Below are 21,735 nucleotides of genomic sequence, written 5' to 3'. Positions count from 1 at the left end.
GCGCACGCCTCAGCGCGTGATACGGCCGACAAGCTTGGCGGTAGCCTGCGTGATCTGCGCTTGCACGGCATCCGTGGACACCGACGCCTCACCGACACCGAACTGCGTGCCATAGTCGCCGAACAACGAATGGTTCGCGCCTTCAACAGTGACCGTGACGGTATCATCGGGTGACGTCCCTTTGAGTGGTGGAGTTTCTCAACAACGTGCGGGATCAGCTTCTGTGATTATGCCGCAGCGAGTTCGGGGATCGCGACCTCCTCTTTTTCGACGTTGAGGAGCTTCATGGAGTGCTCGCTGAAGTAACGGCGGTCGGCCCCGTCCCATTCGTCGTGTTGCTCGATGAGGACGTGTCCGGCGAGGCGCAGCAGCGCCGCCGGGTTCGGGAACGTGCCGACGACATCGGTGCGGCGCTTGATCTCCTTGTTCACCCGCTCGAGCGGGTTCGTGGACCAGATCTGCCGCCAGTGCTGCTGCGGGAATCCGCAGAACGCGAGGATGTCGTTCTTCGCCTCTTCGAGCATGTCCGCGATCTTCGGGTGCGAGCGGGTGAGCATCCGGGTGACTTCGTGGAACTGCGCGAAGACGTGCTCTGTGTCGGGTTGGGCGAAGATGGTGCGGATGATCGACGCGACCATCGGGCCGGCGGTCTTCGGGACCTGGGAGAGCACGTTCCGCATGAAATGCACCCTGCATCTCTGCCAGCCGGAGCCTTGGAACACCGTCTCAATCGCAGCGATCAGTCCGGTATGGGCGTCGCTGATGACCAGCTTGACCCCGTCGAGGCCGCGGGCCTTGAGGGAGCGGAGAAACGTCGTCCAGAACGGCTGCGACTCGGTGTCGCCGACCTCGAAGCCCAGCACTTCCCTGCGCCCGTCCGCGGCGACGCCGATGGCGACGACGACGGCTTGAGAGACGACACGCCGGCCGACCCTCGCTTTGCAGTAGGTCGCGTCGAGGAACACGTACGGGTACGTGGTGTCGGCGAGCGGGCGGTCTCGGAACGCGGCGACATCCTCGTCCAGGTTGGCGCAGATCCGCGACACCTCGGACTTGGAGATCCCGGTGTCGGCGCCGAGCGCTTTGACGAGGTCGTCGACCTTGCGAGTCGAGACACCGTGGACGTACGCCTCCATCACGACCGCAAACAGGGCTTGGTCGACCCGGCGGCGGCGTTCCAGCAGCGACGGGAAGAACGACCCCGCGCGCAGCTTCGGGATCCGCAGATCGAGATCCCCGGCCGTGGTCGAAAGGGTGCGGGGTCGGGTCCCGTTGCGGACCGCGACCCGACCCTCCGAACGTTCGTAGGGGGCAGCGCCGATGAACGCGGCAGCCTCGGCGTCGATCAGCTCCTGGTAGAGCGTCTCGGTCGCGACCCGGATCCGGTCGGTGACATCGGTGAGTTTCAGTTCCCCGAGGAGCTCGAGGAGGGCAGACTGGTTAAGAGCCATCGTGCGTTTGTGTCTTCCTGTGAGTGACTTTGATCGGTACTCACTGACCATCGCACGATGGCTCACCACGTTCTCAACGTGACACTCGAGCCGGGAAACTACACCACCACAGGGGACGCCACCTATCATCGGGCAGCAGATTCGCCCGCTCAGCGATGTCCTTGGGTGTTCTGATGCGGTCGTTGCTCGCGACCAACGATGTAACGGCGAGCGTGGAGGTCGACAGATCGCTGGCGCAGTGGCTGCCGAGCAGCAACAGCCCGGCCACGTCCGGGGCGGCGTGAACACCATGTTCGCTTCCCGCCGCCAGCGCCCACTCGCAGGCGAGCGTGCCGCCAGAGGAGTGCCCTCCGACAATCCAGCGGCCGATCTCCGGCGCCTCCGCTGTAAACGCTTCGAGGGCTCGAGACTCGAGAGCCGGCAGGTTGAGGGCCGGGCGGATGATGACGACCGTCGTCCCCGTGGTGGCCACGATCCCGCTCAACTTGTAGAGGTAGGCCGACGACTCAACCCGAGCCGAGGGAACGAACACGAGCCCAATCCCCTCACCCTCTCCGCCCCCGATGGTCGGCCGGATCACGAACGCTCGGTCGGTGCCGGTGATCTCGATGGCGTTGCTACGCCAGGCCGCGAGGAACGGGTCGGCGTCGGCCCGGTACGGAGTGAATGCGTACAGCAAGAAGCCCGCGACGACAAGGCCGAGCAGCGCGAGTGCCGCGCCGACAACGATGAGTGCACGGCGGGCGCGAGCGGCATGGTTCGAGTGAACGCGATGGGGGAAGGTCGCCGCAACGGGACCGTCGAAGTCTCAGCCTGCCGCCACACTTCTCACAGTGATCGCTGGCGGGTGATCAGGCTCGGGGGATACGCTTCGGCCATGTCGGACACGCTGCGTTCCCGCCTCCGGGCCCTGCCCGATTTCCCCGACGAGCTGCCGGTCTTCGACCGCGCTCACGCCCCCGACGACCCGCAAATTCTCTTCCTGCAGTGGCTCGATGACGCTCTGTCGCACGGACTCCTCCAGCCCCACGCCTTCACCCTGTCGACCTCCGGCCCGACCGGGCACGTCACCGCCCGCACCCTCATTCTAAAAGACCTTGACCGCGGGCAGTGGATCTTCGCCGGTGCCCGCTCGACCCGCAAGGGCATCGACCTGGCCGCGAACCCGAGCGCCGCCATGACGTTCTTCTGGCCCCAGCGTGGCCGTCAAGTGCGCGTGACCGGCGAGGTGGAAGAACTGCCCGCCGACGTTGCCGCCGCAGACTGGCGCGCCCGCCCCGAGACCGGCGACGACGTGAACCCCGACTGGGCGGCGTGGGCACTCACCCCCAGCGAGATCGAATTCTGGCAAGCCCGGCGCGACCGCGATCACGTGCGCCACTGGTACCGCTACGGCAGCTGACCAGCCCTTTTCTTCTTCCGCGGCCAGCGCGCTCTGACGAGATCGCCGCTAGCCACGCCCGCCTACTTGCGCGCCAGAAAATTGTTCTTGACATCGTTCGTGACTTCATTCTACGTTTTGTTTAGTCCTGAACTAAGGGGAGAACAATGGCGATCCGCCCCACGGCCCGCACCGACGTGACCCGCTCGGCGGTGCTCGCGCACCTCGGTGCTCACGGGCCCGCGTCGCGCGCGGACCTCGCCCGCAACCTCTCCGTCTCCCCGGCCCTCATGACCCAGCTCACAAAAGACCTGCTGGGCGACGGACTCATCCGAGAGCTTGCCGAAACCCGCTCGCAGGGCGGCCGCCCCGCACGGATGCTCGGCCTCGTCCAGAGCGCCGGTCGCGCCGTTGGCGTGAAGGTGGCCGCTGACCACCTTGCCCTCGTCGAAGTCGGCATCGACGGCGCGGTCTCCCGCGCTGAGAGCGTCGCGTTCGACGCCTCGAGCGCGACCATGCTGAGCGACCTGGCCGCGAGCATCCGCGCGTTCATCGGCAGCCGTAGTGCGACCCCGCTGCTCGGCATCGGCGTTGGGGTTCCCGGTGATGTCGACCGGCAGGGCACCGGCGTCGTGCATTCGGCGCAGCTCGGCTGGCAGAACACCCCGCTCGGCGACGTACTGCGTCGCGAGCTCGGACTGCCGGTGCTCGTCGAAAACAACGTGACGGCCCTCGCCATCGCCGAGCGCCTCCACGGTGTGGGGCGTCAGCACGAAAACTTCCTCGTCGTCACGATCGGCACCGGCGTGGGCGCGGCGATTGTGGTCGACGGCTCGGTCGTGCGCGGCGCCCGCGGGGGAGCGGGCGAGATCGGCCACCTGCCCGTTGTCGACGGGGGCCCCCGTTGCCGCTGCGGCAACGCCGGCTGCCTTGAGGCGTTGGTCGGCGAAGACGCGCTCGTCGCTCGAGGCCGCGAGCGTGGCGTCATCGGGGGCGCCGACGGCATCGAGCAGTTGCGAGACGCGGCTGACCGCGGCGACAGTGCCGCCACGTCGATCTTCGGAGAAGCCGGACACACCCTCGGCCGCGCGCTCGCCGGCCTCGTACACACGCTCGACCCCGAGATCGTCATCGTGCTCGGAGAGGGCACGGCCGCATGGCAGCACTGGTCGTTCGGCTTCGAGCCCGCCTTCCGCGCCTCCCTGATGCCGTCCCGCCGCGGGGTACCCGTTGCCGTCGAAACGTGGCAAGACGAGAGCTGGGCGCAGGGCGCCGCGGCCCTCGTCATCTCGACCCCCTTCGACGCCGAGGGCGTCGCCGGAGAGCAGGGCACCGAGGTGCGCCGCCGCCTCGTCGAGCAGGCCGGGGGCAGCGACTCATGACGAGCATCCTGCCGCTGACCGAGCCGGCGATTGCCGCGCGCGCCGCGACTGACAGCGACGACGCGTCGGCTCCGCCGGCCGCGCCACGCCGCACCGCTCGAGGTTCCCGCGCCCGCCGCGTGCGGTACGCCCTCACCGTTCTTGCGTTCCTGTTGCCGAGCGCGATCCCGCTCACCCTGTTCGTGCTCACCCCGATGGTGAGCGCAGCCTGGATCAGCCTGCACGACTGGAACTTGCTCAGCCCCATGACGTTCGTCGGGCTCGACAACTTCGCGGGCCTCATCGCCGATCCCGACACCGCGCGCGTCTTCGGCAACACGATCTCCTACATCGTCGGCTACCTGCCGCTCGTCTATATCGGTGGCCTCGCGCTGGCCCTCGGCCTCAACCGCGCCATGCGCGGCCGGAACCTGCTGCGCGGCATCTACTTCCTGCCCGTGGTCACCAGCTGGATCGTTGTCGCAATCGTCTGGCGCTGGCTCCTCGCTCCTGAGAACGGCGTCGTCAACGGCGTGCTCGGCTTCCTCGGCATCGACGGGCCGGGATGGTGGACCGACCCGAGCTGGTCGATGCCGTCCATCATCCTCGCGAGCGCGTGGAAAGACCTCGGCTTCGTCATGGTGATCCTGCTCGCGGGCCTGCAGTCGATCAACACCGACCTCTACGACGCCGCCAAGGTCGACGGCGCGGGGCCCTGGCGGCGCTTGATCAGCGTCACCCTCCCCATGCTCAGCCCCAGCACGTTCTTCGTTGTCGTCATCTCGCTCATCAACGGCTTCCAGGTTTTCGACCAGGTCTACGCGATGACGGGTGGAGGGCCGGCAGGCTCGAGCCAGGTCGTCGTCGGCGAAATCTATGACCTCACCTTCCGCTACGGCTCGGCCGGCGAGGCGAGCGCTCTGTCCTGGATGCTCTTCGTCGTCATTCTCGCCGTCACCGTCGTGCAGGTCATCGGCCAGAGGAGGTGGGTGCACTATGCGTGAGGTATCCACCCGAAACCGCGCTACGCGCATCCTGATCGCCGGTGTGCTCGTCGTCGGCGGGCTCGCGATGATGTTCCCGTTCGTCTGGACGGTCGTGACCTCGCTCACGCCCGGCGCGAACCTCGGCAGCCCCATTCGGCTGTGGCCCGAGAACCCGTCCCTCGGGGCGTACGAGACTCTCTTCACCGAGAGGCCGTTTGCACGGGTCGCGATGAACAGCCTGATGCTTGCGGCCATCACCACGATCGTGCAGTTGTTCACGAGCGCGACCGCGGCCTACGCGTTCAGCCGCCTGCCGTTCCGCGGCCGCGGCATCGTGTTCGCCGTGTACCTCGCGACGATGATGATCCCGCTGCAGGTGCTGATCGTGCCGCTGTTCGCCCAGCTGCGCACGTTCGGGCTGCTGAACACCTACCTCGGCGCGCTCTTGCCGACCTTCGCCACCGCGTTTGGCATCTTCCTGCTGCGCCAGGCCATCAACCAGGTGCCGCGCGAGCTGGACGAGGCGGCCACGTTGGATGGTGCCGGCCACTTTCGGATCTTCGCCACGATCATCCTGCCGAACATCAAGCCGGCGCTCGCGACGCTCACGATCTTCGCCTTCATGGGCAGCTGGAACAGCTTCCTGTGGCCGCTGATCGTGCTGCGCGACCCCACCCTGCAGACGCTGCCCATCGCCCTCGCGGGGTTGCAGGGCCAGTACACGACCGCGTGGGACGTGGTCATGGCCGGAAGCGTCATCAGCGTGCTGCCCATGCTCGCCATCTATCTGTTCGCCCAGAAGTACATCATTCAGGGCGTCGCCAGCTCGGGGATCAAGTAGCCCCGGGAATCACCCCATCCGATCCGCACCACCGGAACCGCAGTATCAAAGGAGATATCACCCCATGAAGCGCACATTCCGCCTCGCCGTCGGCATTGCCGCCGTCGGCGCCCTGGCACTCACCGCCTGCGCCGCCGAGGCGCCCACCGACCCGGCAACCCCGGGCGGCGAAACGCCGACCGAAAACGTCACCATTACCTACACGAACTTCATCTCGAACGGCGGCAACGAAGAGAACCTTCAGACCATCGTCGACGCCTTCGAAGAGGAAAACCCCGGCATCACCGTCGATGTGACCACGTTGCCCTACGGCGACTACGGCACGGCGCTGCAGACCGACCTCGCGGCCGGAACGGTGAGCGACGTGTTCGACATCGAGTACGCGAACTATGCCGCCTACCAGGCAAACGGCGTGCTCGCGCCGCTCGAGGTGTCGGACCCCAGCGCCTACCGCCCCTCGCTGCTGGAGGCGTACGCGACGGACGGTCAGTCGTACGCGTTGCCGAGCTCGTTCTCGACGGTCGTCTTGTTCTACAACGCCGACCTGTTCGATGAGGCCGGCCTCGACTACCCCACGAACGACTGGACGTGGGCCGACGAGCAGGCGGCCGGCGAGGCGATCTCTGCCCTCGGCGACGACATCTGGGGCAGCCACCAGCCGGTGTCGTTCTACGAGTACTACAAGGTGCTCGAGCAGAACGGTGAGTCGTTCCTCAACGACGACAACACCGCGGTTGCCTTCAACACCCCGGGCGGCATCGAGGCCGCCGAGTGGCTGACCGGCAAGAGCGGCACGCTCATGCCGACCATTGAGGCCGGTCAGGGCACGCCCGACTTCGACACGAACCTCTTCCTCGAGGGCCGCCTCGGCATGCTGCACACGGGCATCTGGATGTTCGGCGCCTTCGCCGACGCGCCGTTCGCGTGGGACATCGCCGTGGAGCCGGGCAACACGCAGCAGGCGAGTGCCGTGTTCTCGAACGCGGTCGGCGTCTCGGCGTCGAGCGCGAACATCGAGGCGGCGACGAAGTGGGCCGAGTTCCTCACCAGTTCGCAGACGATGGTCGACATCCGCCTCGACGCCGGCTGGGAGCTGCCGCCGATCGCCGACGACAGCCAGCTCGAGGTCTACCTGGCGAAGGACAACCCGGCGAACCGCCAGGCCGTGTTCGACTCGCTCGACGCGGTCGCTCTTCCTCCGGTTGTGGCGACCGGGCAGACTGAGATGCAAGACATCATCGGCGAGGAACTCGTCGAGGCGCAGGCCGGCCGCAAGTCCGTCGCCGACGCCCTGGCGAGCGCCGAAGAGCGCATCAACGCCGCCATCGGCGGCTGACCGGCCTGACCCAGCTCGGGCGGGGCTCGGCCGGACACACCCGGCAGGGCCCCGCCCCCGTCACGCCCCGGAGGGCCGATACCATGACCGCACTGACCACCCCGGTCGGCACCGACGCGCTCGCCGACCTCGCGCGCTCGAGCGTCTCGCTCATCACCTCTCTTCAACATCCCAGCGGCGCCTACCCCGCCAGCCCCACTTTTTCCGCCTATCAGGGCTACAGCTGGTTCCGCGACGGCGCGTTCATCGCCGACGGCGTGTCGAGCGCCGGTGCCGTCAACAGCGCATCCCGCTTCTTCGATTGGTGCCAGCGGATGCTCGTCGAGCGCCGTTCGCGCATCACCGAGATCGTCGAGGCGGCGGCCGCGGGCCGTCCCCTGCCCGACGAGCACATGCTGCCGACCCGCTTCACCATGGAGGGTGCGGAGGGGGACGACGACTGGTGGGACTTCCAGACCGACGGCTACGGCACGTGGGTGTGGGCCGCCGTCGCTCACGCCGACCGCCACGGGCTCGACGTCGCGCGCTGGCGTGATGGCATCGCCCTCAGCGTCGACTACCTCGCGGCCACGTGGTCACGCCCCTGCTACGACTGGTGGGAGGAGCACCGCGAGCAGGTGCACGTCTCAACGCTTTTGTGCATCGTGGCTGGCCTTGAGGCCGCCGTTCGCTCAGCCGCCGTTGAGGGCGATCGCGCCGACGCCGCCCGCGGGGCCGCCGCGGCCGCGCGTGACCTCGTCGCCCGACGCGGCGTGCACGACGGCCACCTGACCAAGTGGCTCGGGTCGACCGACGTCGACGGGTCACTGTCGGCAGCGATCGCGCCGCTCGGCGTCATCGACGCGACGAGCCCGCTCGGCCGCGCGAGCATCCGAGCGGTCGACGACGCTCTCGACGTGGGCGGGGGCGTGCACCGCTTCTCGTTCGACACCTTTTACGGTGGCGGCCAGTGGCCACTGCTGAGCTGCATGCTCGGGCTGGCATACGCCGCCGCCGGCGATCGGCCGGCCGCGCTAGCCCGACTCGAGTGGGCGGCCCGCACGGTCACCCCCGAGGGTTACCTGCCCGAGCAGGTGTCCGACCACCTGCTCGCGCCCGAGCGGCGCGCCGAATGGGTCGAGCGCTGGGGCGACGTGGCAACCCCCCTGCTCTGGAGCCACGCCATGTTCGTGCGCCTGGCCATCGAGCTCGACATCATCACGCCGCACGTCCCGGAGGAGGGCGCATGATCCGGCACCGCCCCTCCGGCAGCGGCCACCCGTACTCGGTCGACACCGAGCAGCGCGATCCGGTCGACCCGGTTGCCGGGTCGCCGCTGACGCTCGGCGTGCGCGTCACCCCCGACGTCGACCAGGTCACGCTGCAGTGGGACGACGGTGACAGCGTCACCACGCACCCCCTGACCCGCACGCAGCGCCGCTCGCGCGGGCAGGCCGTCGACGGCGGGCACCTCGCGAGCGCGCAGGCGCGCCTGGCCCGCGCGGCCGGGGGTTTCTCGGTCACGCTCAATGGGCTTGCCTCCGGCACCCACGCTCGCTACCGCTTCGTCGGCGGCCCCGACGGCGCGCCCGAGTCGCAGCGCACCCGCTGGTTCGCGGTGCGCGTCGCCGGCTGGCGCGCCGCCGCAGACGACACGGTCGCCGCCGATCCGGCCGTGGGGCTCGTGCCCGGCAGCGTCGCGGTGCTCGACGACGGCGAGCGCCTCCTGCGGGTGCGCTTCGCGCTCACGCTCGCCGATGGCGAGAAGGTGGCCGGTTTCGGGGAGCGTTTCGACGCGCTCGACCACCGTGGCGCATCCCTCGACTCGGTCGTCTTCGAGCAGTACAAGTCGCAAGGTCTCGAGCGCAAAACCTACCTGCCGATGCCGTTCGCGCACGTCGTGGGCGGCCGCGGCTGGGGCTTTCACGTGCGCACGAGCCGCCGCGTGTGGTTCGACGTGGGCCAGACGCGGGGCGACCGCCTTGTGATCGAGGCCGAGGTCGATGCGGCGAGCGCAGCATCCGGCGTTCTGTCGGTCGGCGGATACGAGGGCGACCCGCACACCGTTCTCGATGCGTTTCTCGCCGAGGTGGGCCGACCCGAGCAGCTGCCCGACTGGGTTCTGCGACTGTGGGCTAGCGGCAACGAGTGGAACACGCAGGCCGAGGTCATGCGGCAGGTCGACCTGCACCGCGAGCACGACATTCCGGTGGGCAGCGTCGTCATCGAGGCGTGGAGCGACGAAAGCACCTTCCACATCTGGCGGGATGCGCAGTACACGCCGCGCGAGGACGGCGGCCCCATGCGGCTTGCCGACTTCACCTTCCCGGCCGACGGCGCCTGGCCCGACCCCAAGGGCATGGTCGACGAGCTACACGCGCGCGACATAGCGCTGCTGCTGTGGCAGATTCCGCTCATCAAGATGCGGCCCCACCCGCGCGGCCAGGTTCGGCACGATGCGGATGCGGCCGTGCGTGAGGGTGTTCTGATTCGCGAGCCGGGCCCCGACGGTCGGTTGCGCCCCTACCGCAACCGCGGCTGGTGGTTTCCGCTCAGCCTCATGCCCGATCTGACCGACGAGCGCGCCGCCGAATGGTGGACGAACAAGCGCCGGTACCTCGTCGAGGAGCTCGGCATCGACGGCTTCAAGACCGACGGCGGCGAACACGCCTGGGGCCGTGAGTTGGCCTACCTCGACGGACGCCGCGGCGACGAGGCGAACAACACGTTCCCCGTCGCGTACGCGAAGGCGTACGGCGACCTGTTGCGCCGGGCCGGGAAGGCGCCGGTGACGTTCTCGCGCGCGGGCTTCACCGGTTCGCAGTGCCACGGCGCGTTCTGGGCGGGCGACGAGAACTCGACGTGGGAGGCGTTTCGCTGGTCGCTCTTCGCGGGGCTCAACGCCACCGCGAGCGGCATCCTCTACTGGGGGTGGGATATCGCCGGCTTCAGCGGCGAGATCCCGACGGCCGAGCTTTACCTGCGCTCGATGGCGGCGGCGACGTTCGTACCGATCATGCAGTACCACTCCGAGTTCAACCACCACCGCACGCCCAGTCGTGACCGCACGCCGTGGAACATCGCCGAGCGCACCGGCGACGACCGCGTCCTTCCGGGCGTGCGTCGGCTCGTGCACCTGCGCGAGCGTCTCGTGCCCTATCTCTCTGCCGAGAGCGCGTGGGCGATCGGGCAGGGAACGAGCCTCATGCGGCCGCTGTTTTTCGACTGGCCGAACGATGAGGCGCTCTGGGCGCACCCCCTGCAATGGATGCTCGGCCGCGACATCCTCGTCTCACCGGTTACCCAGGAGGGCGCCACGACCCACACCGCGACCCTCCCGGACGGCGACTGGGTTCACGCCTTCACGGGGGAGAGGGTCGGGGGCGGCGCCGACACCCGGGTCGTTCCGTGGGACGAAGTGCCCGTGTACGTGCGCGCCGAGGCGTGGGCGACCCTGGCGGAGGTGTTTGGTTCGTAATTCAGGAAGCCGGCGCCCCGAGCGTTAGCTCTCGCGCTGTACACGCGCCGGTTCCTGAGTTACGAACGACGCCGCGGCTAGGCTCAGCCTCGTGCTGCAGCCGATCATCGCCGGGGTCATCGGCGCGCTGACGGGCTTCGCCAGCTCGTTCGCACTCGTCATCGCCGGGCTCATCGCCGTCGGTGCGTCACCCGCGGAGGCGGCGAGCGGCCTGCTGATCCTGTGCATCGCGCAGGCGCTGCTCGCCGGGCTTTTGTCGTGGCGCTTCCGCCTGCCGCTGTCGTTCGCCTGGTCGACGCCGGGTGCCGCGGTGCTGGTGGCCGCCCAGGGTGTCACCGACGACTACTCGGCCGCCATCGGCGCGTTCCTTGTGTGCGGGGTGCTGCTCGCCATCACGGGACTCTGGCCGGCGCTCGGCCGCGCGATGACGCGCATCCCGATGCCGATCGCGGGCGCGATGCTGGCGGGCATCCTCGTTCCGATCTGCATCGCCCCCGTGACGGCGTTGATCGAGCAGCCGGTGCTCGCCGCGCCGGTGATTGTCGTCTGGCTGGTGCTTCTGCGCTTCGCCACGCGGTGGGCCGTGCCAGCCGCCATGCTCGTCGCGATCGTCGGCATCGTCATCACCGGCGCCGATGCGGTTGCCGAGGCACCGCTCGCGCCGGTGCTCGCGCTCACCCCGCCCGCGTTCGATGCCGCCGTCATCGTCAGCCTCGGCGTGCCGCTGTTCATCGTCACGATGGCCGGGCAGAACGTGCCCGGCTTCGCCGTGCTGTCGACGCTCGGCTACCGCGAGGTGCCCGCCCGCGCCATCCTGACGTCGAGCGGCGCCGCGACCGTGCTCGCCGCCCCCTTCGGCGGCTTTGCCCTGAATCTTGCGGCGATTACCGCCGCGTTGATGGGCGGTCCGGATGCGCATCCCGACCCCTCGAGGCGCTTCATCGCCCCGATCGCCGGCGGCGCCACCTACATCGTGCTGGGGCTTGCGGCCGGCGCAGCGACGGCGCTCGTGACAGCCGCGCCGCCGATCCTGATCATCGCCGTGGCGGGCCTCGCGCTGTTCTCGGCCCTCGCGTCGGGACTCGTGGCGGCCTTCGAACCGCCCGATACCCGCGTTGTCGCCGCGGTCACTCTCGTCGTCGTCGCCTCGGGCGTCGTCGTCGCCGGAATCGGAAGCGCTTTCTGGGGACTCGCCGCCGGGTCTATCGTGATGCTCGTGACCCGCACGCGGTCACCGCGCCCGGCAGCGCTGCCGGAAGAACAGGGTGAGGCGCCATGAACCCCGACATCATCTCCGCGGCCCGCAAGGGTGCCATCTACGGCATCATCATCTCGTTCTCGGCGGCCGCCGTCGTGGGGATCGTCGCCCTGCTGGGCGGCGACTTCGGCGAAACGCAGGGCAAGATCCTGCTCACCACCGTCCTGTTCGGCGCGGCGTCGATCACCGCGCTGTGCCATCTCGCGATTGCGGACCGCTCGATGCGCATCGTTGCGGCCGCCGGCCTCCTCGCCAGTCTTGCGGCGCTCGTGCCCGGCATGGTGCTGATCTGGCGCGACTGGAACCTGCCCGACCTCGACACCTGGCTGCAGGCGTTCGGAGTCGCCGGAATCCTCGCGGTGAGCCTCGCCCACGCGAACCTGCTGCTGCTTCTCGCCGGCCGTCGTCGACGTCCCATTCGCATCGGGCTTGCCGCCACCCTCGTGGCGATCGGCATCGTGGCGATCCTGCTGATCCTTCCGATCGTGACCGAGGGCGACATTCCAGGCGACGACGGCGACCTGTATTGGCGGGTGTTCGGCGTGATCGCCATCCTCGACGTGCTCGGCACGGTCGTCGTACCCGTGCTCGCCATCTTCGTGCGCGACGAGCCGCGCCAGCCCGTGCCGCAGGTTTCGGGGCGCGCGTCGCTACACGGCGCTGACGACGACCCGAACGCCCTCGTGCTCACGGTGCCGGGCACGATCGCAGAACTCTTGCAGGCCCGTGCGATCGCGTCGGGCGTTCCCGTCGAGGTCGTCGCGATTGAGCTGCTTCGGCAGGGAGCGAGCGTCGGCGCGGACGACGCCGACCGCTAGCCTGGCGCCATGCCGCGTCACCCGTTCCAGTCCCTTCCCGTTCCTGCCGAGCAGGCGGCCGCCCTCGCCGCCCGTGGTCTCCGCTTCGGCCTCGTCGACCTCGATGACGAGGCGCAGTGCGCGGCGTGGCTGCGCGCCGACCTGCGCGGCTTCTACGCCGACGACCCCGAGGATGGCGAGCTCGCCGACCGCTTCACCCCCTTTCGCGACAGTCGTCTCGCCGCCGTGTGGGATGACTCTGCTGCCGACCCGGCGACCCCGGTCGCGACGGTCAGTTCGTGGCCAACAAGGCTGACAACCCCGGGCGAGCGCTACGTCGAGGCCTGGGCCATCAGCTCAGTCACGGTCGCGCCGACGCACCGCCGCCGCGGCATCGCTCGCGCCCTGCTCGAGTCAGAGCTGGCTGCTGCGCGTGAGCACGGCGCTCCGCTCGCGGTGCTCACGGTCTCAGAGGCGACCATCTACGGGCGCTTCGGGTTCTCGCCCGCCGCCTTCGCCGCATCCCTCTCGATCGAGCAACGCCGCGCCAACTGGACCGGTCCCGTTCCTGAGGGCCGCGTGCACCTCGTCGAGCGGGCTTCCCTACGGCAGCAAGCGCCCGAGATCGAGCGCCGCGCGCGCCACGGAGTTCCCGGCGAGATCGACCGCTGGCCACGACTGTGGGATCGCATGTTCGCCCTCACCGGTGACACGAAGAAAGACGCGGGAGCCCTGCGCGCGGTGCGCTACGACGACGCCGACGGCGAGCCGCAGGGGTTCGCGCTCTACCGCGTCGCCGAGCAGGGCAGCGACTTCACGAAGCACCGCGTGACGGTCACCGAGCTGATCGCAGCCACCCCCGACGCGTACGCCGCGCTGTGGCGCTACCTGCTCGACCTCGACCTCGTCGCCGGGATCACGGTCGACTTGCGCAGCGTCGACGAACCGCTGCGCTGGCAGGTCGCGGATGCTCGTGCCGTGCGCACGACGGACGTCACCGATCATCTGTGGGTGCGCATCCTCGACGTGCCGGCCGCCTTCGCCGCGCGCGGCTACGCAGCCGAGGGCAGCCTCCTGCTCGACGTGGACGACCCCGACGGTATCGCGGCAGGACGCTACCTGCTCACCGCCCACACCGACGGGTCGGGGGAGTGCGCGCCGCTCGACGGGGATGCGCCCGACGGCGCGGCGCACCTCGCGCTCGACGTGCGGGCCCTCGGCTCGCTGTACCTCGGGGGCGTCAATGCGGCCACCCTCGCCGCCGCTGGCCGCATTGCCGAGCAGACGCCGGGCGCCGCCGTCGCCGCCGACGCGATGCTGCGTAGCCCGATCGCTCCGCGCCTCAGCATCTGGTTCTGACGGGGCGCGTCGCACCGAGCGCCGCGTATTGCGTCGTGTGACGCGATCGCTGGCGGCGGGGGGCAGCGCCTTCGTATCGTTGCCGCATGTTCGCCGACTCGACCTCGCACTCGCAGCGCCAGCACTCGCTGATTGACTGCGACGCGATGTGCACGTCGAGCGCGGCGGGCCACGCCGTGTCGCCGATACAGGACCGCGTGTCGTCCGCGACGCCGGGCAAGTGGCGCGACGCGATCGTTGTGGCAGCCTCGGTGGGCGGCTGGATCGAGGTCGTCACCCTGTGCGACGACCAGTCGATCATGCTGTGGAACCACGCCGACCTTACGGGCGAGCTTCTGCCGGGTGCCCCGGTGTCGCTGCACGCGGTCTACGACGTGCTGAAAACGGCCGACGCGAAGCACAGCGTGCTCCGCGTCGGGGTTGGTGTGTAAGACCCTCGAGTCGTTAGCTCATCTGGCGCATCGAGGCCATCATGTCCTCGCACGCGGCGACCAGCTCGTCGCACGCCCTCGCGCACATGCGGCAGTGATCGTTCATGTCGGCGTGCATCGAGCACTCGGCCGAACACGCCTTCGCCATCATCATGCAGGCCTGCATGGCGGCCATCATGGCATCCATCTCCATGCCGGCAGGGCGCATCATCATGCGCATCATCGTGTTGCTCATGTCGGCGCAGTTCATGCAGCGGGCGCTGCACGTCTCCATGCCGTCCATGCCCATCATGCTGCTCACGCACATCGTGCACGCCTGCTCACAGGCGGCGGCAGCCTCCACGAGATTCTGCATCGCCTCCATATCCATACCCTCGACCATCGAGTCGGCCATCATCATGCGCATATCCATCGGGAGTCCACCCTCTCCGTTGTTGTTCGTCATCGTGTCCGTACTGCGTGACGACACGTTACGCGCGTGCTCGACGCGTGGCTAGGGATTGCGCCTGCGACGAAGCTGACAATTAGGCCGCGAGCCCCCGGCGCTCGAGCAGCGGCTCGATACGGGCCTCGCGGCCCCGGAACTCGCGGTACGCCTCGAGCGGGTCGCGCTTGCCGCCGATCCCGAGCACGTATTCGCGGAAGCGGTCGCCGTTGGCGCGGGTCAGGCCGCCGTTCTCTCTGAACCACTCGACCGTGTCGGCGTCGAGCACCTCGCTCCAGATGTAGCTGTAATACCCAGCGTCGTAGTCGCCCGAGAACGTGTGGGCAAAATACGTCGAGCTGTAGCGGGTCGGCACGGCCGGGTTGTCGAGTCCGACCCGGGCGAGCGCCTCCGCCTCGAACGCGGCGACGTCGGTGACCGCGTTCGCCTCCTCCGGGCTCAGCCGGTGCCACGCCTGGTCGAGGAGGGCGGCAGCCAGGTACTCGCTCGTCGCGAAACCCTCGCCCCACGTTTCGCTCGCGCGGATCTTCTCGATCGTCTCGGCCGGAATCGGCTCGCCGGTTTCGTGGTGAACGGCGTAGTCGTCGACGAGACCGGGCCACAGCATCCACATTTCGTTGACCTGGCTCGGGAACTCGACGAAGTCGCGATAGACGTTTGTACCCGTGAAGTGCGGGTAGGTAACGTGCGCGAACAGACCGTGCAGGGCGTGCCCGAATTCGTGGAAGAACGTGTTCACCTCGTCGAAGGTGAGCAGGGTCGGCGCGCCTGCCGGGGGCTTCGGCACATTCAAGTTGTTGACGACCACGGTCGGGTGGTCGAGCAACTCGTTCTGGCCGATGAGCTCATTCATCCAGGCGCCGCCGCGCTTCGCGTCGCGGGTGTACAGATCGAGAAGGTAGAGCCCCAGCTCGCTGCCGTCCTCGTTGTGCACCTCGAACACCCGCACGCCGTCGGTGTACCCGACGAGGTCGATGCGCTCGGTGAAGGTGATGCCGAACACCTGGGTGGCGGCGGCGAACACGCCCTTCTGCAGAACGCGCTCCGCTTCGAAGTACGGACGCAGGGCGGCGGTATCGACGTCGAACTCGGCGGCGCGCACCTTCTCGCTGTAGAACGCCCAGTCGTGCGCCTCGATGGGGTGACCGGCAAGAGCCTCAAGCTTGTCCTGCTCGGCCCGCGCATTCTGTGCCGCCGCCGGGGCAAGCTTCTCGAGCATGGCGGCGATATTCTCGGGTGTCTTCGCGGTCTGGTCGGCCGCGACAAATGCGGCGTGGTTGTCGAATCCGAGCAGACGAGCGCGCTCTGCCCGCAGCCGCACGATCTCGAGCAGCACCTCGCGGTTGTCGTGCTCGCCACCCCGACCGCCGCGGGCTCGTGAAGCGGCCATGATGCGTTCGCGCAGTTCACGGTTCGTGAGTGACGCGAGGTAGGGGTGACCCGTCGGCAGCACGAGCGAGACGAGGTACTTGCCGTCCAGCCCGCGGTCGGCAGCGGCTTGCGCACAGGCGGCGATCTCGCCCGAGGTCAGTCCGTCGAGCTCGGCCACGTCGTCGACGACGACGGCGAGGTCGTTCGTGTCCGCCAGGAGATTCTTCTCGAACTTCGTGGTGAGCGTCGACAGGCGGCTGTTCAGTTCGCCAAGGCGCGCCTTTGCGGTGTCGTCGAGCCCGGCGCCGGCGAGCGACATCTCGGTATGGCGCCGCTCGATCAGATACCGCTGCTCGTCCGTGAGGTCGAGCTCGTCAAGCCGTGAGTGCAACGTGTCGATGCGGGCGAACAGTGCGGCATCGAGTGTGATTGCATCCTGGTGCGCCGACAGCAGGGGAGCGTACTGCTCCTCCAGCGCGTTCGTCGCGTCAGACGAGTTGGCGCTCGACTGGTTGTAGAACACTCGCAGCACGCGCATGAGCAGCTGGCCACTGCGCTCGAGCGGTTCCATGGTGTTGGCAAATGTCGGCTCATCGTTTTGCGCGGTGATCGCGGCGATCTCGGCGCGCTGCTCGGCCATGCCGGCGTCGATCGCCTCGGCATAGTGCTCCTCGCGGATCTCGGCGAACGGAGGCAGCTGGTAGGGCAGGGTGCTCGGCGCGAAAAACGGATTCGTCATCCGGCCACTGTATGCCGCTTGCTTTGGTGCGCGTGTCAGGGATGCACGCCCCGGCTCTCGCACAGTGCGCCGACGGCAAAGAAGCGCTTGCAAATAAAACAATGCAAAGAATTGCTTGCAAAGGAAACTTTGCAATGCTATCTTTGTGACATGACCTCCACCGACACCACCGACGGCCGCGTCGCCGACCTCGACGGCCTCAAGGCGCTGGCACATCCGCTGCGCGTGCAGATCATCGAGGCGCTGTCGACCTACGGTGCGCATACCGCGAGCACCCTGGGCGAGCGGCTCGGAGAGTCGAGCGGGGCCACCAGCTACCACCTGCGCCAGCTCGAAAAGCACGGCTATGTGCGCGAGGTCGAGGGGCGCGGCACCGCCCGCGAGCGCTGGTGGGAACGCACTCCCGGCCCGATCACGATGGGCGGGCCCGAGCTCGACCAGAGTGAGGCGGGCAAACAGGCCAGCCGCGTCATCATGCGCGAGTGGCTGCACCACCGCGAGGCGGGGGTGCGCGACATCGTCGAGCGCGGCATGACCGAGCTTGCCGAGCGCTGGCAGCACTCCACCATGCTGCACTCCGCCAGTGTCCACGTGACCGCTGAGCAGCTCCACGAATTGAACGAGCAGATCTTCGATCTGGTCAGTCAGTTCGCTGCCGAGCATCGCGGCCAACGGGTCGTCGGTTCCCGACCCGTCCAGATCCAGTACTTCGCCTTCCCCGTGCTCGATGGGCACGAGATCACCGAGGAGGACGCGTCATGACCACCATGAGCATCCCCGTAGTTCCCCGCATCGCCCGTCGGCGACCGGTCGTTCGCCGACTGGCGCTGGCGGCTGGCGTCGCGCTCATCGCCTGGGCCAAGATGCCCAGCGCACATGCAACTCACGAACAGCAAGCGCTCAGGCTGCGGGCAGAGACTGACCGCAGACGGGCTGCTGAAGGGTTCCGATTCGGGATCGCGCAGTAGCCCGCCCTAGGTCACACCTCGCACCCCGCATCACGCGGCGCAGGAATCGATGGCACCGAACGGATGTTCCGAGCATCCGCCATCGACCGGGAGATACGCCCCGGACCTCCCGCCGCGTGAGGCGGGGTGCGAGCCTGTCTAGCGGTCGAGCTCGTCGGCGTCGTCCTCGTTCGAGACGTGCACCCGACCGCTCGGGCTCACCCGGATCGTCGTGCCATCGTCCAGCTGCACGACCGGCCGGCCCTCGAGCCACGTCAAGGTCCAGCGCCACTGCGTCGTGTCGAAACCGAGCAGCTCACCCTCCACGCGGTGAATCGCCGCGACGACCTCGGGAGTCAACTGCGGCGGGGGAGTATCGCCCACGGCCCATCGTGTACCCAGTTGCACGTCTCAGATCTCCTTCTCGTAGGTGACCCAGGTGGTACGGGTCGCCACCCGGTCGTACACGCGTTGTGCGCGTTCGTTGTCGGCGGCCGTGATCCAGCGCAGTGTCCCGCCGCCGTGGCGGGCCGCGTGCTCGCTGATCGCCTCGATCAGGGCCGTTGCGATTCCCTGACCCCGTGCATCCGGGTCGGTGAACAGGTCGTCAAGGTACCAGCCGGGCCCCGCGGTGAACGTGTCGGGTTGCTCGCGCACGTGAGCGAATCCGACGATTGTGCCCGCGTCATCGTCGGCTACAAAACAGAGCAACGGATGCTCGGGATCGCGAATCCACGCCCAGACGCCCTCGAGCGCGCTCGCCGGAAACTCGGTTTCGTAGAAGACGCCGTACGCCGTGAACAGTTCGCGCCAGCGCGCGTGATCACCCTCGTCGATCGGCCGAACGTGAACCATCGCACCAGTGTGGCAAAGGTGCGCATGCCTCCGCCAGCAGATGTCAGGCTGCGGTCAGCTGGTCGGCAGCTCGCCGAGCTCGATCGACACGACCGCGATCTCGTCGGCCTCCGTCAGCTCCAGCTCGGCGATGCGGCCGACGGCCTTCAGGTCGTCCACGGCGAACGACAGCAGCGCGGGGGCGGCGAGCACGGCCCGGGTCACGGGCGTCTTCTGCGAGGCCTTCGCGTCGGTCTTCGCCCGGCGCACGCCGATCAGGGCCTGCGAGACGAGGGCAAGCAGCCCGCCGTGCTGAGCGTCGACACCGATCTCGTCGACGGTCGGCCACGCGGCGGTGTGCACGCTGCCGTCGTGCGTCCAGCTCCAGACCTCCTCGGTCGCGAACGGCAGCACGGGGGCGAAGAGGCGCAGCATGACGTCGATCGCGAGGCGCAGGGCCGCGACGGCGCTCGCCTGGCCGACTTCGCCCTGCGAGCCGTAGGCCCGCTCCTTGACGAGTTCAAGGTAGTCGTCGCAGAACGTCCAGAAGAACTGCTCGGTGGTCTCGAGCGCCCGCGCGTGGTCGTAGCCGTCGTACGCGGCGGTCGCGGTCTGGACGACCTCCGACAGCGTGGCGAGCATGTCGATATCGAGCGGTTCGGTGACAGCTTTGCTGCCGGCCTCGGCCGCCTCGGGTGCGGGGAATGAGTAGACGAACTTCGCGGCGTTCAGCACCTTGATCGCGAGGCGCCGGCCGATCTTCATCTGCTTCGGGTTCTGCGGGTCGAAGGCCGCGTCGGTGCCGAGGCGCGAGCTAGCTGCCCAGTAGCGCACCGCGTCGGAGCCGTGGGACTCGAGCATCGCGGCGGGGGTCACGACGTTGCCCTTCGACTTCGACATCTTCTTGCGGTCGGGGTCGACAATGAAGCCCGAGATGCCGGCGTTCGTCCACGGCACCGTGCCGTGTTCAAGCTCGGCGCGCAGCACGGTCGAGAACAGCCAGGTGCGAATGATGTCTTGGCCCTGGCTGCGCAGGTCGTAGGGGAACACCAGGTCGAACAGCGCGGGGTCTTCCTCCCAGCGACCGGCGATCTGCGGCGTCAGGCTCGAGGTCGCCCAGGTGTCCATGATGTCGACCTCGCCGACGAAGCCGTTCGGCTCACCGCGCTGGGCCTCGTCGAAGCCGGGGGCCGGCATCGATGACGGGTCGACCGGCAGCTGGTCCTCGCTCGGGACGATCGGCTCGCCCGTGATCTCACCCTGCTCGTCCAGTCGGTACCAGACGGGAATCGGCACGCCGAAGAAGCGCTGACGCGAGATCAGCCAGTCGCCCGAGAGGCCGCCGACCCAGTTCTCGTAGCGCACGCGCATGAAGTCGGGGTGGAAGGCGACCTCGCGGCCGCGCTCGATGAGGCGCGCATTGAGGGCCTCATCGCGGGCGCCGTTCGTGATGTACCACTGGCGGGTGGTGACGATCTCGAGCGGCTTGTCGCCCTTCTCGAAGAACTTCACGGGGTGTGTGATCGCGCGCGGCTCGCCGTGCAGGTCACCTGACTCGGTCAGCAGCTCGACCATGCGCGCCTTCGCGCTGAACACGGTCTTGCCGGCGAGCTCGGCGTACACCTCGGCGGCGGCGCCCTCGATGCCGGGGGGCGGGTCGGCGAGAATGCGCCCGTCTTTGCCGAGAATCGGGCGGGTCGCGAGGTCGAGCTCGCGCCACCAGATCACGTCGGTGACATCACCGAAGGTGCAGACCATCGCGATGCCCGATCCCTTGTCCTGCTGGGCGAGACGATGCGCGACAACGGGAACCTCGACGCCGAAGAGCGGTGTGCGAACGGTCGTGCCGAAGTAGGGCTGGTAGCGCTCGTCATCGGGATGCGCGACGAGCGCCACGCAGGCCGCGATCAGTTCCGGCCGGGTCGTCTCGATCTCGATCGTGCCGCCGTCGGGCGTGTGGAACGACACCCGGTGGTAGGCGCCGGGCATCTCTTTGTCTTCGAGCTCAGCCTGGGCGACGGCGGTGCGGAAGGTCACGTCCCACAGCGTCGGGGCGTCGGCCTGGTAGGCCTCCCCTCGGGCAAGGTTGCGCAGGAACGCGCGCTGCGCGGCACGCTGCGCCTCGTCGCCGATCGTGCGATAGGTGAGCGACCAGTCGACGCTCAGGCCGAGCGCCCGCCACAGGTCTTCGAACTGCTTCTCGTCTTCGACGGTGAGCTTCTCGCACAGCTCGATGAAGTTGCGGCGGCTGACCGGAACCTGGTCGGCGGCCTTCGACGACTTGTTGTCGCCGCCCTCGAACGGCGGGGCGAAGTCGGGGTCGTAGGGCAGCGACGGGTCGCAGCGCACGCCGTAGTAGTTCTGCACGCGACGCTCAGTGGGCAGCCCGTTGTCGTCCCAGCCCATCGGGTAGAACAGGTGCTTGCCGCGCATGCGCTGGTAGCGCGCGGCGAGGTCCATGTGGGTGTAGCTGAACACGTGGCCGATGTGCAGCGAGCCCGACGCGGTCGGCGGGGGAGTGTCGACGGCGTAGACGCACGACTTGCCGGCGGCCTCGGCTGCGGCCCGGTCGAAGCGGTACGTGCCCTGGCGCTCCCACGCCTCGCCCCACTTCGCTTCGAGTCCTTCGAGGGCGGGCTTGTCGGGCAGGGCGGCGTGGGACATCGAAAAACTCGCTTCGCTATGGGCGGCACCGTGTCAAGAGGTAAGGGTGCCTGAGTGTGGGGTCGGCGTTCAGTGTA

Annotated in this window: 18 protein-coding genes and 2 pseudogenes; 12 read left to right on the top strand and 8 right to left on the bottom strand. The window is 68.6% G+C overall.

From position 1 onward, the window contains the following. Nucleotides 1-9 precede the first annotated feature (9 nt). The 3 genes and pseudogenes from CPY97_RS13895 to CPY97_RS10170 all read right to left on the bottom strand — a co-directional run. Nucleotides 10-162, bottom strand: a pseudogene (locus CPY97_RS13895) (alpha/beta hydrolase); the annotation flags it as partial. A gap of 65 nt (nucleotides 163-227) precedes the next feature. Beyond that, nucleotides 228-1,451 (bottom strand): IS256 family transposase, encoded by a 1,224-nt coding sequence (locus tag CPY97_RS10175; protein WP_096420889.1) that lies wholly within the window; start codon nucleotides 1,449-1,451, stop codon nucleotides 228-230. Between the two features lie 73 nt (nucleotides 1,452-1,524). Beyond that, nucleotides 1,525-2,130 carry an alpha/beta hydrolase gene (locus tag CPY97_RS10170; RefSeq protein ID WP_161494114.1) on the bottom strand — a complete coding sequence of 202 codons (606 nt, stop codon included), beginning with the start codon at nucleotides 2,128-2,130 and terminating at the stop codon, nucleotides 1,525-1,527. Between the two features lie 198 nt (nucleotides 2,131-2,328). Between CPY97_RS10170 and CPY97_RS10165 the strand changes: the two genes are divergently transcribed. The 11 genes and pseudogenes from CPY97_RS10165 to CPY97_RS10115 all read left to right on the top strand — a co-directional run bounded on the left by CPY97_RS10165 (nucleotide 2,329) and on the right by CPY97_RS10115 (nucleotide 14,658). Further along, nucleotides 2,329-2,853, top strand: a complete 525-nt coding sequence (locus tag CPY97_RS10165; RefSeq protein ID WP_096422419.1) for a pyridoxine/pyridoxamine 5'-phosphate oxidase — start codon at nucleotides 2,329-2,331, stop codon at nucleotides 2,851-2,853. A 146-nt stretch (nucleotides 2,854-2,999) separates the two neighbouring features. Continuing rightward, entirely contained in the window at nucleotides 3,000-4,214 is a 1,215-nt protein-coding gene (locus CPY97_RS10160; protein WP_096422417.1) for an ROK family transcriptional regulator, read from the top strand. Then, nucleotides 4,211-5,197: a carbohydrate ABC transporter permease gene (locus CPY97_RS10155; protein ID WP_096422415.1), complete on the top strand. Its 987-nt coding sequence runs from the start codon at nucleotides 4,211-4,213 to the stop codon at nucleotides 5,195-5,197. The genes CPY97_RS10160 and CPY97_RS10155 overlap by 4 nt, the downstream gene beginning before the upstream one ends. After that, nucleotides 5,190-6,020 carry a carbohydrate ABC transporter permease gene (locus CPY97_RS10150; protein WP_096422413.1) on the top strand — a complete coding sequence of 277 codons (831 nt, stop codon included), beginning with the start codon at nucleotides 5,190-5,192 and terminating at the stop codon, nucleotides 6,018-6,020. Before CPY97_RS10155 ends, CPY97_RS10150 begins: the two co-directional genes overlap by 8 nt. Before the next feature lie 64 nt (nucleotides 6,021-6,084). Then, complete coding sequence (locus tag CPY97_RS10145; RefSeq protein ID WP_096422411.1) at nucleotides 6,085-7,356, top strand: ABC transporter substrate-binding protein; 1,272 nt, start codon at nucleotides 6,085-6,087, stop codon at nucleotides 7,354-7,356. An 83-nt stretch (nucleotides 7,357-7,439) separates the two neighbouring features. After that, a complete protein-coding gene (locus CPY97_RS10140; protein WP_173826880.1) occupies nucleotides 7,440-8,585 on the top strand; it encodes a glycoside hydrolase family 15 protein in 1,146 nt (381 codons plus the stop codon). Next, nucleotides 8,582-10,813 carry a TIM-barrel domain-containing protein gene (locus tag CPY97_RS10135; protein WP_096422409.1) on the top strand — a complete coding sequence of 744 codons (2,232 nt, stop codon included), beginning with the start codon at nucleotides 8,582-8,584 and terminating at the stop codon, nucleotides 10,811-10,813. The genes CPY97_RS10140 and CPY97_RS10135 overlap by 4 nt, the downstream gene beginning before the upstream one ends. Nucleotides 10,814-10,892: 79 nt before the next feature. Then, a pseudogene (locus tag CPY97_RS10130) lies at nucleotides 10,893-12,092 on the top strand (benzoate/H(+) symporter BenE family transporter); the annotation flags it as partial. Next, nucleotides 12,089-12,889 (top strand): hypothetical protein, encoded by an 801-nt coding sequence (locus CPY97_RS10125; protein ID WP_096422405.1) that lies wholly within the window; start codon nucleotides 12,089-12,091, stop codon nucleotides 12,887-12,889. The pseudogene CPY97_RS10130 and the gene CPY97_RS10125, both read left to right, overlap by 4 nt. Nucleotides 12,890-12,898: 9 nt before the next feature. Further along, on the top strand, nucleotides 12,899-14,227 hold the full coding sequence (locus CPY97_RS10120) for a GNAT family N-acetyltransferase (RefSeq protein ID WP_096422403.1): 1,329 nt from the start codon (nucleotides 12,899-12,901) through the stop codon (nucleotides 14,225-14,227). 86 nt (nucleotides 14,228-14,313) lie between these two features. Further along, nucleotides 14,314-14,658, top strand: a complete 345-nt coding sequence (locus tag CPY97_RS10115; protein WP_096422401.1) for a hypothetical protein — start codon at nucleotides 14,314-14,316, stop codon at nucleotides 14,656-14,658. Nucleotides 14,659-14,671: 13 nt separating this feature from the next. Here the strand turns inward: CPY97_RS10115 and CPY97_RS10110 are convergent, their stop codons facing one another. Next, nucleotides 14,672-15,103, bottom strand: a complete 432-nt coding sequence (locus CPY97_RS10110; RefSeq protein ID WP_231923920.1) for an aldehyde dehydrogenase — start codon at nucleotides 15,101-15,103, stop codon at nucleotides 14,672-14,674. Between the two features lie 79 nt (nucleotides 15,104-15,182). Continuing rightward, nucleotides 15,183-17,213, bottom strand: a complete 2,031-nt coding sequence (locus tag CPY97_RS10105; protein ID WP_096422397.1) for a M3 family metallopeptidase — start codon at nucleotides 17,211-17,213, stop codon at nucleotides 15,183-15,185. Between the two features lie 150 nt (nucleotides 17,214-17,363). On the opposite strand from CPY97_RS10105, the gene CPY97_RS10100 reads away from it, so the two are divergent. Beyond that, nucleotides 17,364-17,975, top strand: a complete 612-nt coding sequence (locus CPY97_RS10100) for an ArsR/SmtB family transcription factor (protein ID WP_096422395.1) — start codon at nucleotides 17,364-17,366, stop codon at nucleotides 17,973-17,975. 344 nt (nucleotides 17,976-18,319) lie between these two features. Here the strand turns inward: CPY97_RS10100 and CPY97_RS10090 are convergent, their stop codons facing one another. The 3 genes from CPY97_RS10090 to valS are packed head-to-tail and all read right to left on the bottom strand — an operon-like array spanning nucleotide 18,320 to nucleotide 21,658. Continuing rightward, complete coding sequence (locus CPY97_RS10090) at nucleotides 18,320-18,544, bottom strand: hypothetical protein (protein WP_419866104.1); 225 nt, start codon at nucleotides 18,542-18,544, stop codon at nucleotides 18,320-18,322. 27 nt (nucleotides 18,545-18,571) lie between these two features. Beyond that, nucleotides 18,572-19,015 carry a GNAT family N-acetyltransferase gene (locus CPY97_RS10085; RefSeq protein ID WP_096422389.1) on the bottom strand — a complete coding sequence of 148 codons (444 nt, stop codon included), beginning with the start codon at nucleotides 19,013-19,015 and terminating at the stop codon, nucleotides 18,572-18,574. 54 nt (nucleotides 19,016-19,069) lie between these two features. Beyond that, nucleotides 19,070-21,658: a valine--tRNA ligase gene (valS, locus tag CPY97_RS10080; protein ID WP_096422387.1), complete on the bottom strand. Its 2,589-nt coding sequence runs from the start codon at nucleotides 21,656-21,658 to the stop codon at nucleotides 19,070-19,072. Between the last annotated feature and the right edge of the window lie 77 nt (nucleotides 21,659-21,735).

Origin of the sequence: Microcella alkaliphila, assembly GCF_002355395.1 — a bacterium.
Classification (GTDB): domain Bacteria; phylum Actinomycetota; class Actinomycetes; order Actinomycetales; family Microbacteriaceae; genus Microcella; species Microcella alkaliphila_A.
The sequence above is the reverse complement of the archived record's forward strand: the minus strand, read 5'-3'. Positions and strand labels throughout refer to the sequence as shown.

Excerpts from the sequence above, each read along its gene's own strand:
- CPY97_RS10175 (WP_096420889.1), bottom strand. The coding sequence starts at position 1,451 with ATGGCTCTTAACCAGTCTGCCCTCCTCGAGCTCCTCGGGGAACTGAAA.
- CPY97_RS10165 (WP_096422419.1), top strand. The coding sequence starts at position 2,329 with ATGTCGGACACGCTGCGTTCCCGCCTCCGGGCCCTGCCCGATTTCCCC.
- CPY97_RS10160 (WP_096422417.1), top strand. The coding sequence starts at position 3,000 with ATGGCGATCCGCCCCACGGCCCGCACCGACGTGACCCGCTCGGCGGTG.
- CPY97_RS10155 (WP_096422415.1), top strand. The coding sequence starts at position 4,211 with ATGACGAGCATCCTGCCGCTGACCGAGCCGGCGATTGCCGCGCGCGCC.
- CPY97_RS10150 (WP_096422413.1), top strand. The coding sequence starts at position 5,190 with ATGCGTGAGGTATCCACCCGAAACCGCGCTACGCGCATCCTGATCGCC.
- CPY97_RS10145 (WP_096422411.1), top strand. The coding sequence starts at position 6,085 with ATGAAGCGCACATTCCGCCTCGCCGTCGGCATTGCCGCCGTCGGCGCC.
- CPY97_RS10140 (WP_173826880.1), top strand. The coding sequence starts at position 7,440 with ATGACCGCACTGACCACCCCGGTCGGCACCGACGCGCTCGCCGACCTC.
- CPY97_RS10135 (WP_096422409.1), top strand. The coding sequence starts at position 8,582 with ATGATCCGGCACCGCCCCTCCGGCAGCGGCCACCCGTACTCGGTCGAC.
- CPY97_RS10125 (WP_096422405.1), top strand. The coding sequence starts at position 12,089 with ATGAACCCCGACATCATCTCCGCGGCCCGCAAGGGTGCCATCTACGGC.
- CPY97_RS10120 (WP_096422403.1), top strand. The coding sequence starts at position 12,899 with ATGCCGCGTCACCCGTTCCAGTCCCTTCCCGTTCCTGCCGAGCAGGCG.
- CPY97_RS10115 (WP_096422401.1), top strand. The coding sequence starts at position 14,314 with ATGTTCGCCGACTCGACCTCGCACTCGCAGCGCCAGCACTCGCTGATT.
- CPY97_RS10110 (WP_231923920.1), bottom strand. The coding sequence starts at position 15,103 with ATGACGAACAACAACGGAGAGGGTGGACTCCCGATGGATATGCGCATG.
- CPY97_RS10105 (WP_096422397.1), bottom strand. The coding sequence starts at position 17,213 with ATGACGAATCCGTTTTTCGCGCCGAGCACCCTGCCCTACCAGCTGCCT.
- CPY97_RS10100 (WP_096422395.1), top strand. The coding sequence starts at position 17,364 with ATGACCTCCACCGACACCACCGACGGCCGCGTCGCCGACCTCGACGGC.
- CPY97_RS10085 (WP_096422389.1), bottom strand. The coding sequence starts at position 19,015 with ATGGTTCACGTTCGGCCGATCGACGAGGGTGATCACGCGCGCTGGCGC.
- valS (WP_096422387.1), bottom strand. The coding sequence starts at position 21,658 with ATGTCCCACGCCGCCCTGCCCGACAAGCCCGCCCTCGAAGGACTCGAA.